The 15,995-nt window shown below is 42.4% G+C and carries 23 protein-coding genes; 13 read left to right on the top strand and 10 right to left on the bottom strand.

What is annotated here, in order from left to right:
- Positions 1–9: 9 nt before the first annotated feature.
- The 4 genes from M1F37_RS04615 to nrdR are packed head-to-tail and all read right to left on the bottom strand — an operon-like array spanning position 10 to position 3,260.
- Positions 10–723 (bottom strand): NADPH-dependent oxidoreductase, encoded by a 714-nt coding sequence (locus M1F37_RS04615; RefSeq protein WP_247934907.1) that lies wholly within the window; start codon positions 721–723, stop codon positions 10–12.
- Complete coding sequence (dnaI, locus tag M1F37_RS04610; RefSeq protein ID WP_247934906.1) at positions 720–1,616, bottom strand: primosomal protein DnaI; 897 nt, start codon at positions 1,614–1,616, stop codon at positions 720–722. Before dnaI ends, M1F37_RS04615 begins: the two co-directional genes overlap by 4 nt.
- Positions 1,617–2,786 (bottom strand): replication initiation and membrane attachment family protein, encoded by a 1,170-nt coding sequence (locus tag M1F37_RS04605; protein ID WP_247934905.1) that lies wholly within the window; start codon positions 2,784–2,786, stop codon positions 1,617–1,619.
- Positions 2,787–3,260 (bottom strand): transcriptional regulator NrdR, encoded by a 474-nt coding sequence (nrdR, locus tag M1F37_RS04600; RefSeq protein WP_001203672.1) that lies wholly within the window; start codon positions 3,258–3,260, stop codon positions 2,787–2,789. It abuts the gene before it with no gap.
- A gap of 139 nt (positions 3,261–3,399) precedes the next feature.
- Here nrdR and M1F37_RS04595 point away from each other — a divergent pair, with 139 nt between their 5' ends.
- The 3 genes from M1F37_RS04595 to M1F37_RS04585 are packed head-to-tail and all read left to right on the top strand — an operon-like array spanning position 3,400 to position 5,248.
- Positions 3,400–3,765, top strand: coding sequence for a GntR family transcriptional regulator (locus M1F37_RS04595; RefSeq protein ID WP_247934904.1), 366 nt, complete (start codon positions 3,400–3,402; stop codon positions 3,763–3,765).
- A 4-nt stretch (positions 3,766–3,769) separates the two neighbouring features.
- On the top strand, positions 3,770–4,465 hold the full coding sequence (locus M1F37_RS04590; RefSeq protein ID WP_247934903.1) for an ABC transporter ATP-binding protein: 696 nt from the start codon (positions 3,770–3,772) through the stop codon (positions 4,463–4,465).
- A 15-nt stretch (positions 4,466–4,480) separates the two neighbouring features.
- A complete protein-coding gene (locus M1F37_RS04585; protein ID WP_247934902.1) occupies positions 4,481–5,248 on the top strand; it encodes a hypothetical protein in 768 nt (255 codons plus the stop codon).
- A 31-nt stretch (positions 5,249–5,279) separates the two neighbouring features.
- Here the strand turns inward: M1F37_RS04585 and M1F37_RS04580 are convergent, their stop codons facing one another.
- Both M1F37_RS04580 and M1F37_RS04575 read right to left on the bottom strand, forming a co-directional pair.
- On the bottom strand, positions 5,280–5,975 hold the full coding sequence (locus tag M1F37_RS04580; protein WP_001288952.1) for an LrgB family protein: 696 nt from the start codon (positions 5,973–5,975) through the stop codon (positions 5,280–5,282).
- A complete protein-coding gene (locus tag M1F37_RS04575) occupies positions 5,972–6,346 on the bottom strand; it encodes a CidA/LrgA family protein (RefSeq protein ID WP_000781327.1) in 375 nt (124 codons plus the stop codon). The genes M1F37_RS04580 and M1F37_RS04575 overlap by 4 nt, the downstream gene beginning before the upstream one ends.
- A 263-nt stretch (positions 6,347–6,609) precedes the next feature.
- Here M1F37_RS04575 and M1F37_RS04570 point away from each other — a divergent pair, with 263 nt between their 5' ends.
- The 9 genes from M1F37_RS04570 (at position 6,610) to M1F37_RS04530 (ending at position 10,582) form a co-directional block, all read left to right on the top strand.
- A complete protein-coding gene (locus M1F37_RS04570; protein WP_247934901.1) occupies positions 6,610–6,825 on the top strand; it encodes a hypothetical protein in 216 nt (71 codons plus the stop codon).
- A 46-nt stretch (positions 6,826–6,871) separates the two neighbouring features.
- The gene (locus M1F37_RS04565) at positions 6,872–7,252 is read left to right on the top strand and encodes a MarR family transcriptional regulator (RefSeq protein WP_247934900.1); all 381 of its coding nucleotides are present in this window, start codon (positions 6,872–6,874) and stop codon (positions 7,250–7,252) included.
- Between the two features lie 100 nt (positions 7,253–7,352).
- Positions 7,353–7,574, top strand: a complete 222-nt coding sequence (locus M1F37_RS04560) for a DUF4649 family protein (RefSeq protein ID WP_000570255.1) — start codon at positions 7,353–7,355, stop codon at positions 7,572–7,574.
- 15 nt (positions 7,575–7,589) lie between these two features.
- A complete protein-coding gene (gene trxA / locus M1F37_RS04555) occupies positions 7,590–7,904 on the top strand; it encodes a thioredoxin (RefSeq protein ID WP_001029581.1) in 315 nt (104 codons plus the stop codon).
- A gap of 201 nt (positions 7,905–8,105) precedes the next feature.
- On the top strand, positions 8,106–8,759 hold the full coding sequence (gene queC / locus M1F37_RS04550) for a 7-cyano-7-deazaguanine synthase QueC (RefSeq protein ID WP_247934899.1): 654 nt from the start codon (positions 8,106–8,108) through the stop codon (positions 8,757–8,759).
- On the top strand, positions 8,759–9,202 hold the full coding sequence (queD, locus tag M1F37_RS04545) for a 6-carboxytetrahydropterin synthase QueD (RefSeq protein ID WP_247934898.1): 444 nt from the start codon (positions 8,759–8,761) through the stop codon (positions 9,200–9,202). Before queC ends, queD begins: the two co-directional genes overlap by 1 nt.
- Complete coding sequence (gene queE, locus M1F37_RS04540) at positions 9,195–9,911, top strand: 7-carboxy-7-deazaguanine synthase QueE (protein WP_247934897.1); 717 nt, start codon at positions 9,195–9,197, stop codon at positions 9,909–9,911. Before queD ends, queE begins: the two co-directional genes overlap by 8 nt.
- An 18-nt stretch (positions 9,912–9,929) precedes the next feature.
- Entirely contained in the window at positions 9,930–10,421 is a 492-nt protein-coding gene (queF, locus tag M1F37_RS04535) for a preQ(1) synthase (RefSeq protein ID WP_004250766.1), read from the top strand.
- Between the two features lie 11 nt (positions 10,422–10,432).
- Complete coding sequence (locus M1F37_RS04530; RefSeq protein ID WP_247934896.1) at positions 10,433–10,582, top strand: hypothetical protein; 150 nt, start codon at positions 10,433–10,435, stop codon at positions 10,580–10,582.
- A 94-nt stretch (positions 10,583–10,676) separates the two neighbouring features.
- Here M1F37_RS04530 and M1F37_RS04525 read toward each other — a convergent pair whose 3' ends face one another.
- Entirely contained in the window at positions 10,677–11,345 is a 669-nt protein-coding gene (locus M1F37_RS04525; RefSeq protein WP_247934895.1) for an MIP/aquaporin family protein, read from the bottom strand.
- Positions 11,346–11,454: 109 nt separating this feature from the next.
- Positions 11,455–12,246, bottom strand: a complete 792-nt coding sequence (locus M1F37_RS04520; protein ID WP_247934939.1) for a DUF2785 domain-containing protein — start codon at positions 12,244–12,246, stop codon at positions 11,455–11,457.
- Between the two features lie 271 nt (positions 12,247–12,517).
- Between M1F37_RS04520 and M1F37_RS04515 the strand changes: the two genes are divergently transcribed.
- A complete protein-coding gene (locus M1F37_RS04515) occupies positions 12,518–13,282 on the top strand; it encodes a (S)-acetoin forming diacetyl reductase (protein ID WP_247934894.1) in 765 nt (254 codons plus the stop codon).
- A gap of 152 nt (positions 13,283–13,434) precedes the next feature.
- Here M1F37_RS04515 and pepF read toward each other — a convergent pair whose 3' ends face one another.
- Both pepF and M1F37_RS04505 read right to left on the bottom strand, forming a co-directional pair.
- Positions 13,435–15,240 carry an oligoendopeptidase F gene (gene pepF, locus M1F37_RS04510; protein WP_247934893.1) on the bottom strand — a complete coding sequence of 602 codons (1,806 nt, stop codon included), beginning with the start codon at positions 15,238–15,240 and terminating at the stop codon, positions 13,435–13,437.
- 10 nt (positions 15,241–15,250) lie between these two features.
- Positions 15,251–15,994 (bottom strand): 16S rRNA (uracil(1498)-N(3))-methyltransferase, encoded by a 744-nt coding sequence (locus M1F37_RS04505; RefSeq protein WP_247934892.1) that lies wholly within the window; start codon positions 15,992–15,994, stop codon positions 15,251–15,253.
- Between the last annotated feature and the right edge of the window lies 1 nt (position 15,995).

Genomic DNA, 15,995 nt, shown 5'->3' with positions numbered 1-15,995 from the left:
TCTCACTTTCTACAATAACTTCTTCTGCTCAAGATTTTCTCGAGTCGAGCTTGGTTCTGGATTGCCGAATTGCTCTGCCAAACGTTGACTCCAAGTTGTAGTCGCACGCGCACCTGCATATTCAGTCTGTACACGGTCATAGGCTTCGATTGCCTCAGTTGACTGTTCTTGGTATTCTTCCTCAAAGACAACATTCTCTAGTGGCAATCTTGGTTTTACATCATGCTTTTGATTTGGAACACCTAGTGCAATCCCAAAGACTGGATAGGTATAGTCAGGAAGCTTAAACAATTCTGCTAATTCAACAGACTTGTAACGCACCAAACCGATAATCACTCCACCGTAGCCTAGGCTTTCTGCCGCAAGCAAGGCATTTTGCCCAGCAAGCGCAGCATCTACTGAAGTGATGAGGAGTCCTTCCACCCCTTGAGGTTGGAAAACATCCGTATGGAGACGAGCCCCTTTTTCTGCACGGTTTAGGTCACCGACAAAGAGGAGAAAGGCTGCAGACTGGCGAATCGCTTCCTGAGGAACTAGCTCAAATAAGGCATCCTTCTTTTCTTGGCTTCTTACAACAATCACAGAATAAGATTGGAAGTTTTTCCAAGAAGAGGCCATTTGTGCGGCAGTTAAAATTTCAGTTAGGTCAGCTTGAGGAATTTCTTGTTCCTTAAAGCGACGTACTGAAGAGTGGGACTTCATTAATGTTGTAGTTTCTGTCATCGACGGTTTTCTCCTTTTAGTTGTGTTTCTTCAGCAAGGTAACGGATACGTTCCATGACACGTCTGGCTTCCCAAGTTTCGTCATTTCCGTTCTTGCCTTTTGCAAAATGTTTTTCCAAATCTTCAAAATTGAAGTTTGAAGTAAAGAAAGTCGGTAAATCTTCCTGCATGCGATACTGAAGAATCACCTGCAAGATTTCATCACGGACCCACGGTGTTGATTGCTCAGCACCGATATCATCCAAAATCAGAACTTCTGCCAGCTTGATTTCATCTACCAAGGTTTTGACAGAGCCATCCCCAATAGCATTTTTGACATCAATGACAAAGCTCGGATAGTGGAGGAGAGTTGTAGATACTCCACGTTTTTCAGATAAATCATGGGCTAGGGCTGCTGCCATAAAACTCTTACCAACTCCAAAATCCCCATATAAATAAAGACCTTTTCGGATAGTTGGATATTGTTCCACAAAAGCTAGGAGCTTTTCAAAAACAGGCAAGCGTCCAAGGTCGTCCAAATCAACTTGAGCTAGACTGGCTTTTTTGAGGCTAGCTGGAAGATTAATCAGACGAAGCCTATTTTTAATAGCTGCCTCTTTTTCTGCAGCAATTAATTCGGGAGTCTCTTCATAAGCTACGTCTGCATAACCATGATTCATCACGAGAATCGGTTTGTAGCCACGTGCGATATAGTCAGTATCACCACGGAGAAACTTATCGCGTTCCGTGATGTATTGATTAAACTTGGAGATACTACGATTTAATTCCTCTGGAGTCAAGGATTCTTGCTGGATAAAGGCCGCAACATCAGGGTCCTTCATGATTTTCTGGACCAAATCTTGATAATGAAAACGGCTAGGTTGACGTTTGAGTACGTCTCCGACACTTTCCATCTAATCTCCTCCTTTTTCTAATCGAGCTAATAGTTCTTGTTTCTTACGTTCTAATTCCAGACGAGTTTCCTCGCTGGTTTCATTTTTATAATCTGGATTGCTCCACTTGGGTACATTGGACTTAGCAGGACTAGGGTTACTGCTTTTTTGAGCCTGACTCTTCTGCCCTCGCTCACGGATGCGCAAGACTGCCTCTTCTGCCGAATGAATCTTTTGATAGGCATAGTCATTGGCTACCTTCATGGCATATTTCTCATTGATATTTGCTGAATCTACCTTATTAAAGGTCAATAAGAGAATGATATTGATGACTTCGTCCAGCAAGCCCAAGCCAGCCATCTGTTGCAAGAGTTCTCTTTCTGTTTGGGTAATGGTCCCCTTGCGTGTTTGTTTGATTTCTGCCAAGAACTGCAGGGCAGTCTTACTTTTGGCTTCTTTGATAATGGTTGCTTCCTTAGGACTAAAGTCAGAGGTAACCGGTTTTTGAGCAATTTTTTCCCGCATGCGTTTGGTTGAAATAACCTGGGAAACAGCTGTTGACTTGGCCAATTGATAAGTTTCAAACCAAGTCCATTTCTTTTCCTCAGCAATGGCAAAGAGGTTTAAGACATCGGACTGCTCATCCGCAAAGCGAAGTCCATCTCGAGCCATAAGCTGACGAAAATGGTCTAAGTCAAAATCATTGGCCACTTTCTTCTTAAGACCAAGGTCTTCTTGACTGCCTAGTTCTGCCAAATCTGGAAAGACTTGATTGAGTGAGACAGGTATTGCTTCACCATCAGCACTCTCAACTTTCAAATCCTCCACAGCAGCATCGCCAATCTTCTTCTCCAAAAGTCTGCGATAAACAGGATGCTCCAAGAAATCTTGACTAGATAGAGGAGCATGAAGGACTAGCTGATAAGTATCACCCTTTTGATAGAGGATCAAGAGATTAAAGGCAGATAGGATTTTTAAGGATTTTATCAGTCTGTCCATCCCAAAGTTGAGATGGTTGAGAATGCTTGAAAAGAGGTATTCCTTTCTACCATTGTCCCAAAAACTGATTGTATAAAGATAAAGGCTCAGCGCCTCCTGACCGATAATCGGGAGGTAGCACTGTACCAGAGATGAGGTATCTTGCGACACCCGATTATTCTTTAGATAAGAAAAACGGTCAATTGGCTTCATTTATCTTTCCTTTTTCTTTTTAGAGGACTGGGTGATTTGTTGGAGCAAGCTTTCTAGCTCACTGACATCCTTAAAGCTACGATAGACACTGGCAAAACGCACATAGGTAATCTCGTCCAATTCAGCCAACTCCTCCATGACGAGGGAACCAATGTCCTCACTTTGAATTTCATTTTCATTTCGACCACGGAGTTTCTGTTCGATACGATTGACTACCATGTTGATTTCATCACTTGACACAGGACGTTTCTGGGCTGAGCGGATAATCCCATTAAAGATTTTATCTCTGGAGAATTGTTCCCGTGTGCCATCTTTTTTAACAACCACTAAGGTTCTTTCTTCTACTCGTTCGTAGGTTGTAAAACGGTGTTGGCATTCATCGCACTCACGTCTTCTACGAATGGTGTTCCCTTCTTCTGCTTGACGACTATCGATAACACTTGACTTGGTAGCCCCACATTTTGGACAACGCATCCTTTCCCTCCTTATCGTTTTCTTTTCATTATACCATTTTTTAAGCGATTCCCAAAACAATTCTTCTTTTTGCTTGACAAGTTTTTTGTTTTGTTGTATTATTTAATTAAGACAAAAGAATAAAAGAAAGGAGACCAAGATGTCCTGGATATTTGACAACAAAAAACCCATCTATTTACAGATTATGGAGAAAATCAAGCTTCAGATTGTTTCCCATACACTGGAACCCAATCAACAACTTCCAACCGTGAGAGAGCTAGCGAGCGAGGCGGGTGTCAATCCCAACACCATCCAAAGAGCCTTGTCAGACCTTGAACGAGAAGGATTTGTCTACAGCAAGCGAACAACTGGACGATTTGTGACTGAGGATAAGGAGCTAATCGCCCAATCACGCAAACAATTATCAGAAGAAGAATTGGAACACTTCGTTTCCTCTATGACCCATTTTGGCTATGAAAAAGAAGAACTACCAGGCGTAGTCAGTGATTATATTAAAGGAGTTTAAGCTTATGTCATTACTAGCATTTGAAAATGTATCCAAATCTTATGGAGCAACCCCAGCCCTTGAAAATGTTTCCCTTGACATCCCAGCTGGAAAAATTGTTGGTCTCCTTGGTCCAAACGGCTCAGGAAAAACAACCCTGATTAAACTCATCAATGGCCTCTTGCAACCAGACCAAGGACGCGTCCTTATCAATGACATGGATCCAAGCCCAGCAACCAAGGCTATCGTAGCTTATTTGCCAGATACGACCTATCTAAATGAACAAATGAAGGTCAAAGAAGCCCTAACCTACTTCAAGACCTTCTATAAAGATTTCAATCTTGAACGCGCCCATCATCTACTTGAAGACCTAGGCATTGATGAAAATAGTCGTCTCAAGAAACTATCAAAAGGAAACAAGGAAAAAGTCCAACTGATTTTGGTTATGAGCCGTGATGCTCGTCTCTACGTTTTAGATGAACCCATTGGTGGGGTGGACCCAGCAGCCCGTGATTATATCCTCAATACCATTATCAACAACTACTCCCCAACTTCTACCGTTTTGATTTCGACCCACTTGATTTCTGATATCGAGCCAATCTTAGATGAAATTGTCTTCCTTAAAGACGGAAAAGTCGTTCGTCAAGGTAATGTAGATGATATTCGCTATGAGTCAGGTGAATCCATTGACCAACTCTTCCGTCAGGAATTTAAGGCCTAAGCAAAGGAGATTATTATGTTTTGGAATTTAGTTCGCTACGAATTTAAAAATGTTAACAAGTGGTATTTAGCCCTTTACGCTGCCGTGCTCTTCCTTTCTGCCCTCATCGGACTTCAAGCACAGACCTATAACCATCTACCTGTCAAAGAAAGTCAACCCGTTCTACTCATTTTTCTAGCTACTGTCTTTGGTGGTTTGATGATTACGCTTGGGATTTCAACTCTTTTCTTGATTATTAAACGCTTTAAAGGTAGTGTCTATGACCGCCAAGGCTATCTGACTTTGACCTTGCCAGTTTCTGAACACCATATCATCACAGCCAAGCTAGTCGGTGCCTTTATCTGGTCTGTGATTAGCACTGCTGTACTAGCTCTAAGTGCTTTTATTGTTCTGACTCTAACGGCTCCAGATTGGTTTGCAACTTCTGACTTGATACCATTTATAAGAACACACCTTCCTCAACTTTCTCTTATGGGGGTGTCCTTCCTACTAAATACCATTTCTGGAATCCTCTGTATCTACTTGGCTATTTCCATTGGACAGCTTTTCAATGAATACCGTACCGCACTGTCAATTGTAGCCTACATTGGTATCCAAATTGTCGTTGGCTTTATTGAACTCTTCTATCGTTCTAACCCTGGCTTCTACTTCCCATCAACCTCAGGAGGAGCTGATCAGTTCCAGATGGGCATTATCATGACTATTCTGGAAGAAGTTATTCTTATAGCCATCTACTATCTAGGAACTTACCACATCTTGAAAAACAAGGTTAATTTGCAATAAAAAAGGCCCAGCTAAAAAGCTGGGTTTTGATTTAACTCAATATCAAACTGGCTACGATAGGGCTGACAAAGACATAGAGAATACCGGTGACACCGATAGCCAAACCACCCATAGCTCCTGCTACAGAGCCGTATCGAAAGGCTGTTCCTGTTCCGACAGCATGACCTGTTCCTCCAAGGGAAAGACCGACAGCTACTGGATCATCTATTTTCAACCACTTCAAAAGTGTTGGGCCGATGACACTGGTTAAAATCCCAGTTGCCACTACAACCACCAAGGTCACAGTCGTCAATCCTTGCAATTTTTCTGTGATTCCCACTGCCATGGCGGTTGTTACTGACTTAGGAAAGAGAGAAATAGCTAGGAAAAAGTCCATGCCAAAAATCTTAGCCACAAGGGCTGTGAAAGAGGTATTGACAACTACCGCTAATAGACTACCAAAGAGAATACTTCGAGCATGGTGCTTCATCAAGTGAAAACTCTTATAAAGCGGAATCCCCAAAGCCACTGTCGATGGGACAATCAAGTTGTTCAGATAAACTCCACCTTGGTAGTAATCTTGGTAAGAAATGCCCGTCACCTTTAGAAAGATGATAATGAAAACAGCTGACAAAAGTAAGGGTGTTGTCAAAGGATGGGGAAAACGTCTGTAAATCAACATCCCCACTAGATAAGCTAGGATGGACAGGGCAAGCCCAAACAGGGGATTGGAAACAAATTCACTCATTTGGCATCTCCTTTCTCATAATCTCCCTCAAACCGTCTCTTGATGAACTGAACTACCACGGCTATGAGGATAATATTGATGACTGCTGCAAAAAAGACAATCAAAACGATGGGCAAAAGATAGGGAGCAATCACATCAAACTTCTCCATAATTCCCACTGCTGGTGGCAAAAAGAGAATGGTCATATTGGCCAGCAAGAAATTCCCCACCATATTGACATGTCTAGTTCTCAGCCACTTGAATTGCAGGGCTAGAAAGAGAATGATCAAGCCGATAATACTGCCTGGGATGGGCAGATGAAAGAAACTGGAGATTCCCTCTCCGATTAGAGAAATCACAAAGAGAATCATTAATTGAACATATAATTTCATCCTAAACTCCACGAAATAGACTTCTTGCATACCAGTTTACTCTTTTTTCAGAAAATTTCAAGGAAATGCGCAAGAATCATTAAAAATTAGAGAGGAAAGGGGATACAAACAATTCTTGACTTGTGAAAACTGGCATGATTTAGGATAAAAGATACCTGCGTTCTTCTTGCCAGCTTGATTTAAAAGTAGTATAATTATTGCATGCGCAATCATCTTGTAATACAGAGATTATCCGTGAATGGACTTTCTTCTATTTATACTCAATGAAAATCAAAGAGCAAACTAGGAAACTAGCCGCAGGTTGCTCAAAACACTGTTTTGAGGTTGTGGATAAGACTGACGAAGTCAGCTCAAAACATGGTTTTGAGGTTGCAGATGAAACTGACGAAGTCAGCTCAAAACACTGTTTTGAGGTTGTAGATAAGACTGACGAAGTCAGTTACATATATCTACAGCAAGGCGACGTTGACGTGGTTTGAAGAGATTTTCGAAGAGTATTACAACTCTAAAAAGAAAGGAGATACTATGACTTATTTGGAAAAATGGTTTGACTTCAATCGGCGTCAGAAAGAAATTGAAAGTCTTTTGGAAGAGACTGTTGCCCAGCGGAGCGAGCAAAGTCTGACCCTGAAAGAGTTTTACCTGCTCTACTATCTGGACTTGGCCCAAGAAAAATCTCTACGCCAGATTGACCTGCCAGATAAACTTCATCTGAGCCCAAGCGCCGTTTCTCGAATGGTGGCTCGCTTGGAAGCTAAAAATTGCGGTCTACTCAGTCGCAGGTGTTGCGATCAAGATAGGCGCTCTAGCTTTATCTGCCTGACAGGTGATGGGCAAAAGACACTGGCCTCACTACAAAAGGCTATCGAAGAAAGCTTGGAAACAGGTTTGGATTTCTTGATTTAAGATGATTTTAGAAAAAAAGTTGCGTGCGCAATCATTTTTCTTGACATTCTCTTTTACAAGGAGTAAAATAAAGTCATCATTAAACAAAGGAGTTTTTAAAATGATTGAAATTACCTATCTAGATGCCAGCAAGAACGAAAGAACTGTAACTTTCGAATCTTATGAAGACTTTGATCGTTCACAACAAGCTTGCCTTATCGGCGTCGCAGACTACTACCCTGTCCAAAAATTAACTTACAACGGTCATGATTTGGACTACCATGGGACTTACGGAGATATCTTCTTCTATCTCAAGAAACAAGATTTAAGCCAATATAACTAAAAAAGGAGAAATACAATGGCAAAAGCAATTACAGATGCAACATTCGAACAAGAAACAAAAGACGGTTTGGTCTTGGTAGACTTCTGGGCAACTTGGTGTGGTCCATGTCGCATGCAAGGTCCAATTTTGGACAAATTATCTGAAGAACTTTCAGAAGATGTTTTGAAAATCGTTAAAATGGACGTGGATGAAAATCCAAACACAGCTCGTGCTTTTGGAATCATGTCTATCCCAACTCTTCTCTTCAAAAAAGACGGCCAAGTAGTGAAACAAGTTGCTGGTGTTCACACAGCAGAACAAATCAAGGCTATCGTTGCTGAATTGAGCTAATCATACTAGAGACCAAGTACTTGCTTTGGTCTCTTTTTTCTTACCCTTTGCCATTTTTCAAAAAATATGCTAGACTGTAGGTATAATATTACGATGTTTGGGACATGCCATCGCTAAAAAAAACCTCTACTTGGTATTTTTTAGCTCCCTCAAGGGAGCTTTTTGCGTGCTCTGAACATTCCCCATTTTGGAAGGAGTACTATGAAACGTCAATCAGCCTTGGTCGTCTTTAGTGGCGGTCAAGATTCTACAACCTGCCTCTTTTGGGCTAAAGAACACTATGAAACTGTCGAAGCCGTCACCTTTGCCTACGGCCAACGCCATCATCTCGAAATTCAAGTTGCTAGAGAAATCGCTAAGGAACAAGGTATTCGTCATCACATCTTAGATATGTCTCTGCTGGGGCAAATCACTGAAAATGCCCTGACCTCTGATCTGGAAATTGAGCAAAAAGAGGGAGAGGTTCCCAATACCTTTGTTGATGGTCGCAACCACCTCTTTCTATCCTTTGCGGCAGTTCTTGCCAAACAACGAGGCATTAAAGACATCGTGACAGGTGTCTGTGAAACAGACTTCTCAGGCTACCCTGACTGCCGTGATGTCTTTGTTAAATCCCTCAATGTCACCCTCAACCTTGCCATGGATTACGACTTTGTTATCCAAACACCTCTCATGTGGCTAGACAAGGCTGAAACTTGGGAATTGGCTGACCAACTCGGTGCCTTTGACTATGTTCGTGAAAAAACCTTAACCTGCTACAATGGGATTATCGGAAGTGGCTGTGGAGATTGCCCAGCCTGCCACCTACGTCAACATGGTCTAGATGTTTATCTCTCACAGAAAGGAGAGTCCTAATGTTTTTTGCACCCAAAGAAATCAAACAGGAAACTGGGGAGCCTCTTGTCTACAACCCTCACAGAACCTTGGTATCAAAAGAATTTACCTTTGACGCTGCCCACCACCTTTTTCACTACGAGGGAAAATGCAAATCCCTGCACGGCCACACCTATCATCTGCAGATTGCTGTCAGTGGATTTTTAGATGAACGTGGCATGACCTACGACTTTGGAGACATCAAAGCCATCTACAAGAACTACTTAGAGCCCCACTTGGATCATCGCTATCTCAATGAAACCCTGCCCTATATGAACACGACTGCTGAAAATATGGTTTACTGGATTTTCCAAACCATGAACCAAGAGTTGCCAGACAAGCGCGGTCTCCGTTTGGAATACGTTCGCCTCCATGAGACTCCAACTGCCTTTGCAGAGTTTAGACGGGAGTGGTTAGATGACTAGGGAACGTGTCCTTAAACTACCAGTCCTGGAAATTTTCGGTCCAACCTTCCAAGGTGAAGGTCGTGCTATTGGGCAGAAAACCATGTTTGTCCGTACTGCAGGTTGCGACTACCACTGCGACTGGTGCGACTCTGCCTTCACTTGGGACGGCTCTGAAAAGCCAACTCGCATGACAGCTGACGAGGTCATTGCTGCCTTAGATAAACTAGGAAGCTACGACTATGTAACCCTATCTGGGGGAAATCCTGCTATCCTAGCAGCCAACATGGCCGAGCTAGTCACCAAACTCAAGGAACGCGGTGTCACTCTGGCTGTTGAGACCCAAGGCTCCCGCTGGCAAAATTGGTTAAAAGACATCGACCAAGTCACCCTAAGTCCCAAACCTCCCTCATCCAAGATGGAAGTCAATTTTGAGACCTTGGATTTTATCGTTTCCCAATTGGATCCAAATAAGGTTACCTTTAAAATTCCTGTCTTTGATGATGCAGATTTGGCCTTTGCCAAAGGGATTCAAGAACGCTACCAACCAGATGTCCTCTTCTTATCGGCAGGAAATCCTGAGCCCAAGGCTAGAGGCAATATTGTCCAAGACCAACTGGACCGCCTCAAAGAACTCTGGGAACGCGTCGCTGCTGACGACAGCTGGGGCAATGTCCGCGTCCTTCCCCAACTTCATACCCTCCTCTACGATAACCAACGTGGTGTTTAAGATTAGAAAGAAAAAATCATGTCACAACAAGAAGAAATGAAAAACCTCAGCCTCCTCGGCAACAAAGAAACCAACTACATTTTCGAATATCAACCAGATGTCCTCGAATCCTTTGACAATCGTCATGTGGAAAATGACTATTTCATCAAGTTCAACTGTCCTGAATTTACCTCACTTTGTCCCATCACTGCTCAACCAGACTTTGCAACTATTTATATTTCCTACATTCCTGACAAGCTCTGTGTCGAGTCAAAATCCCTCAAACTCTACCTCTTTAGCTACCGAAACCATGGAGATTTCCATGAAAACTGTATCAACACTATCGGGAAAGACTTGGTCAACTTGCTAGACCCTCGCTATTTAGAAGTCTGGGGAAAATTTACACCTCGCGGTGGCATTTCAATCGACCCCTACTACAACTACGGTAGACCTGGAACCAAGTATGAAGGATTGGCAGAACAACGTCTCTTCCAACATGACCTCTATCCAGAGAAAATTGACAACCGTTAAACTCATACTCAATGAACATCAAAGAGCAAACTAGGAAGCTAGCCGCAGGTTGCTCAAAGCACTGCTTTGAGGTTATAGATAAGACTGGCGAAGTCAGCTCAAAACATGGTTTTGAGGTTGTAGATGGAACTGACGAAGTCAGTAACATATACATACGGTAAGGTGAAGCTGACGTGGTTTGAAAAGATTTTCGAAGAGTATCATACGAAAAAGCCCTGTTTCTCAAGATGAGAAGCAAGGCTTTTTAAGTTTCAATTATTCTTCAGTTCCAAGGAAGTTTTTAGCAACAAGGGCTGCAAGAACTCCACCAACGATTGGTGCAAGGATGAAAATCCAAACTTGTTGAAGTGCTGCGCCACCTACCAATACAGCAGGAGCCAAGCTACGAGCTGGGTTTACTGAAAGTCCAGTGATGTTCAAGCCAGCTAGAATCAAAGCTGTCAATGACAAACCGATCACCAAACCAGCGATTGCGCCATTCCCTTTGCTTGCTGAAGTTACAGTCATGATCACCAAAACAAACAAGAAAGTTGCGATGACTTCAAACAAGAAACCACCAAAGACAGTTACACCGTTTGCCAAGGCATTTTCACCAAGACTTGCAGTTGACATACCTGAATTTGCCAAGAGGAAGAATACAGAAACAGATGCTAAGAAAGCACCAACTACTTGACCAAGGATGTAGTTTACAAGTTCTGAAGATGACAAACGTTTGTTAACAAACATAGCGATAGAAACAGCTGGGTTCAAGTGAGCACCTGAAACAGTTCCGATTGAGAAAGCTGCAACTACGATTGCCAAACCAAAGGCAAGAGCAATCCCAAGGTGTCCAAGACCTTCAACACCATTTCCAAAAACAACAGCTCCTGTTCCGATGAACACAAGCATAAAAGTACCGATCAATTCAGCAACAAATTTTTTCATATTAAGTCTCCTTTTTTCAAACTATGTATTAGTCTATCAGAAGGAGGAAAGGGTTTCAAGAAAAGTGCTTGGAAATTTTGTGCAAGTTTTCACATTTAATAGTCGAAATCTAATATTGAAAAGATTGAATAGCTTCTTTCAAGTCATCTTGTAAACTATTTCTCTGGTCGAGTTGAACATAGACTTCTAAGAGACAGGATCTGAAATTGGAAATTTTATAAAAATCTTCCCTATCTTCTATCGGGAAATCAAGGGACTTTATCCAAGAAGCCAGTGTCGCTTGCTCCACCTTTCCTTGCAAAATAGGTTCATAAAGCACTCTGGCCAAGCGCCAGTCCTCATCATCAATAAACCGAATCGAAACTCTTTTAAACATAGGACCAAGGATCTCAAACACCTCATCAATTCGACTTGCAGAAAAGTCTGGATGACAAACAACTTCAGTCAAAAGATCAGCCCCATGAGCAAAAGCATGCACCCAACCATATTGACTTGAAAAACCTGTCGTATCCTCTTCTTTTTCAAGGTAATGCAACCCTTGATCGAGCATCGTATTTCTGATATCAGTCTTAAGCACTTGATAAAAAAGAGACTGTTGATTGCCATCGGCAGATAAAAGATTAGCATAAATAAGTGCCCTAAAAGAACGTTCAAGCGTTGAAGCTCCTGTCTTATCACTCTCTTTATCTAGCCCACCATCAGAGACAATCTCAGCAGCAATCAACTGAAATTGCTCCTTAGTAAATAACTCTTCTTGAATCCCCCTAGCCAGACTGGTAAAAACCAATTCATCACGAATATCTGGATTGGGATCCCCTAAGTGCTCAAGTAACCATAGGAGTTCTTCTTGACGATAGCTCGGTTTTTCTTCTATTACTTTTCTTTTCAATTCTTGATACATCCCCATACCTCCAATCATACACATCTATTATACAACATTCTTTTCTAGCTATCATCATTATAAAAGATAAATAGGTTAGTCTCAGATATTTTTTCACTCTTAGAGGGTTGATTTTTTCCAAAAAGTAGGTATTTGTTTGACACAAATTTCACAAAGGTATATACTAAAAAGTGATAGGACTTCTTTTAGAGTCTATCACAACTCACTTATAACCCTTTGCTGTTCTTTTATGAACGTTTGAATGGTATCACGGATACCAAGGAGGAATCATATGTCTAAAGTAGCTATCGTTACAGGTGCAGGTCAAGGGATCGGTTTTGCAATCGCAAAACGCTTGGTTCAAGATGGTTTTAAGGTTGGAGTTTTAGACTACAACGCTGAAACAGCTGAGAAAGCAGTTGCTGAATTGTCAGCAGATAAGGCTTTTGCTGTTGTAGCTGATGTGTCTAAACAAGCAGAAGTAGCTGCAGCTTTCCAAAAAGTTGTCGATCATTTCGGAGACTTGAACGTTGTTGTAAACAACGCTGGTGTCGCTCCTACTACACCTCTGGATACAATTACAGAGGAACAATTCGCTCGCACATTTGCTATTAACGTCGGTGGTGTGATTTGGGGAGCACAAGCTGCTCAAGATCAATTTAAAGCACTTGGTCACGGTGGTAAAATCATCAATGCTACTTCACAAGCAGGTGTTGTCGGAAATCCAAACTTGACTGTTTACGGCGGTACAAAATTCGCTGTTCGTGGTATTACTCAAACATTGGCGCGTGATTTAGCAGAGTCAGGTATCACTGTCAACGCCTATGCTCCAGGTATCGTTAAAACACCAATGATGTACGATATCGCTCATGAAGTTGGTAAAAATGCAGGAAAAGATGACGAGTGGGGTATGCAGACATTTGCAAAAGATATTACCCTAAAACGTCTATCTGAACCAGAAGATGTAGCTGCAGCAGTTAGCTTCCTTGCTGGACCAGATTCAAACTACATTACAGGACAAACCATTATCGTTGATGGTGGTATGCAATTCCATTAAGATCAAAAAAGTGAGGTTGGAAAACAATCCAACCTCTTTTAATATCTGGCGATTCTAGATAGGAATCTTTTTTGTTCTAGAATTTTATTTTTAAAGCATATAAAATGAAGTACATTCTATATCTTTATCATTATCCAAAGATATCTCTTACCCTAGACTTCCAATTCCCCCAACTGGGCACTGTAGGCAATAATCTGATCAACTGTGTCTGACAAGAACTGGATGGTATCACGAAGTGGTTTGTCCGTTGAAATGTCCGCTCCGATAATCATGGCTGACTCAAGCGGTGTCTTGCTACCACCTGATTTGAGGAGATTGAGCCAATCTTCAGCTCCAGTTTCTGAATGTTTCAGATGGAGGTAACCCGCAGTCGAAATCACTAGTCCTGCTGAGTAGGTGTAACTATACAAGCCCATGTAGTAGTGAGCTTGACGCATCCAAGTCAAAGCTGCATCATCATCAATCTCAATGGCATCGCCCCAGAAATCCGTCAAAACTTCCTTCATAATGCTGTTGAGCTTGCTTGCTCCGAAGGTTTCTCCTTCTTCAATCAATGTATAAACCTTACGTTGGAAGGCTGCTTCCAAAAGGTGAGTGATAAAGTTATGGAAGTAGGTGTCTGTCAAGCGGTGAGCAAGGGCAAAGCGTTTTTGACGAGGGTCATCAGACTGGTGCTCTAAGTAGTCACTGAGAAGCAATTCATTGAAAGTTGACGGCGCTTCAACATAGTAGGTCGACATGTGGGCGTTAAAGTAGCTTTGATGATTATCTGAAAAGATGAATTGACCAGAATGTCCGATTTCATGAATTAAGGTATAGACATCGCTCAAACGGCCTGTCCAGCTCATGAGAACATAAGGATGCACGCGATATGGGTCCGCCGCATAACCACCAGAATCCTTGCCACTATTAGCAGCAAAATCCACCCAGCGCTCTTCTTGATAACGAGCAACTTCCTGACAATATTCTTGACCCAAAGGTTCTACCGACTTCATGACCAAATCATAGGCGTCATCAATAGTCACTTGAGGATTAAGGGCGCTATCCAAGTCCAATTTCCAGTCTGCAAAGGTCATCTTTTCAAGACCATTTACCTTGGCAACATGCTTGAGGTATCTCTGAGCAACGGGCGCAAAATCCTTCATGATGAGGTCAATCTGACGATCAAACATAGCACGGTCCACTTCTTGCTCAGCTAGAAGATAGTCAAAGACGGAGTCATATCCCTTCATATCTGCCAATAATTTTTCAGACTTGACTTGGGCTAGATAGGCAGCCGCAGCCGTATTTTGGTGCTTACGAAGCCCTTCTGAGAAGGAACAGAAAGATTTCTCACGAACCTCAGCATCCTCGTGGTTTTGGTAGAAATTCTCATAGGTCACAAAGCTATTTTTGTAGGTTTTGCCATGGGCTTCAAAGTCAGCCATTTCAAAATCCCCAGCTCGCATCTTAGTGTAAATATCCTGTGGACTGTAGAAAACTTCACCCAGATTGGTCAAGGCTTTTTCCACATCAGCCCCTAGATAGTGGGCTTTTTTGATTTTTGCCTGACGAATGGCTGCCGTTAAGTGAGGCAATTCCCCCAAACGGTCCAAGACTTCCTCGTCCGCTGCCACCAAGGCATCGTCAAAAAAGGTCAAGTCTACGCTGGCATCTGTTTCAAATTCCATCCCAGCTTGGGCAATGTTAGCAAATTCGTCATTGCTATAATCTGTCGTCTGAGGCATAAAACCATAGTTACCAATATGGCTCATCTGAATGTAGATTTGTTCCAATTCTGCAAAGGCCTTCTCGAAATCCTCAAAAGTGTGAAGATTGCCCTTGTAATCACGGCTAAACTGGTTGATGTCTTCGCGAGCCTTCTCGATCGCACGCAAGAAATCCTCACGGTCTTGGTATAGGGCTGTTAAATCCCAAAGTTCCTTCTCTGGAAACTCTGAACGGTGTTTTTGTTCCATTTTCTTCCTCTTATTTCTCTAATTCTAATAAAACACTAAGGGCTGATAAGGCGTAAAGCGGTGCTGTTTCTGCTCGCAAAATGCGAGGGCCAAGTCCTGCTAAGACTGATCCCTTAGCTTCAAAACTCTCAATTTCTGCAGGTGAGAGACCACCTTCTGGACCAAAGATAAAGAGCAATTTGTCTCCTTTCTCGAGTCCAGTAACTGCTTGTAAAAGCGCAGCGCTTTCTCCTTCTTTAGCTGATTCTTCATAGGCCACTACGATAGAGTCAAACTGGTCAAGTTGGGCTAGAAAGTCTGCTTTTTTCTCAAAAAGCTTGATACTTGGAACAACATTACGCTTGCTTTGTTCTGCTGCTCCAAGGGCAATTTTTTCTAGTTTTTCAACCTTTTTACCCAATTTCTTGCCATCCCACTTGGCGACCGACCAGTCAGCAGGGAAGGCCCAGATCTGGCTAGCTCCGAGTTCTGTTACTTTCTGAGTGATGAACTCCAGCTTGTCTCCCTTGGGAAATCCAGATGCGATGGTCACTTGGACTGGCAGTTCCACATTGTCATCCAATTCCTCAATTAACTCAAACTGACGACCCTCTACATTTACCACGCGCGCCAAACGCTTAATGCCATCATCAAAGACCAAGGTTACCTGGTCATCTTCTTTCAAACGCATGACCTGAAACATATGCTTGCTGGTTTCCTTGTCCTCAATGGTGACAGGAGAGATTGCACTACCTTTAACAAAATACTGTTGCATG

The sequence above is a fragment of the Streptococcus mitis genome (assembly GCF_023109105.1).
Taxonomy (GTDB): Bacteria; Bacillota; Bacilli; order Lactobacillales; family Streptococcaceae; genus Streptococcus; species Streptococcus mitis_BW.
The sequence above is the reverse complement of the archived record's forward strand: the minus strand, read 5'-3'. Positions and strand labels throughout refer to the sequence as shown.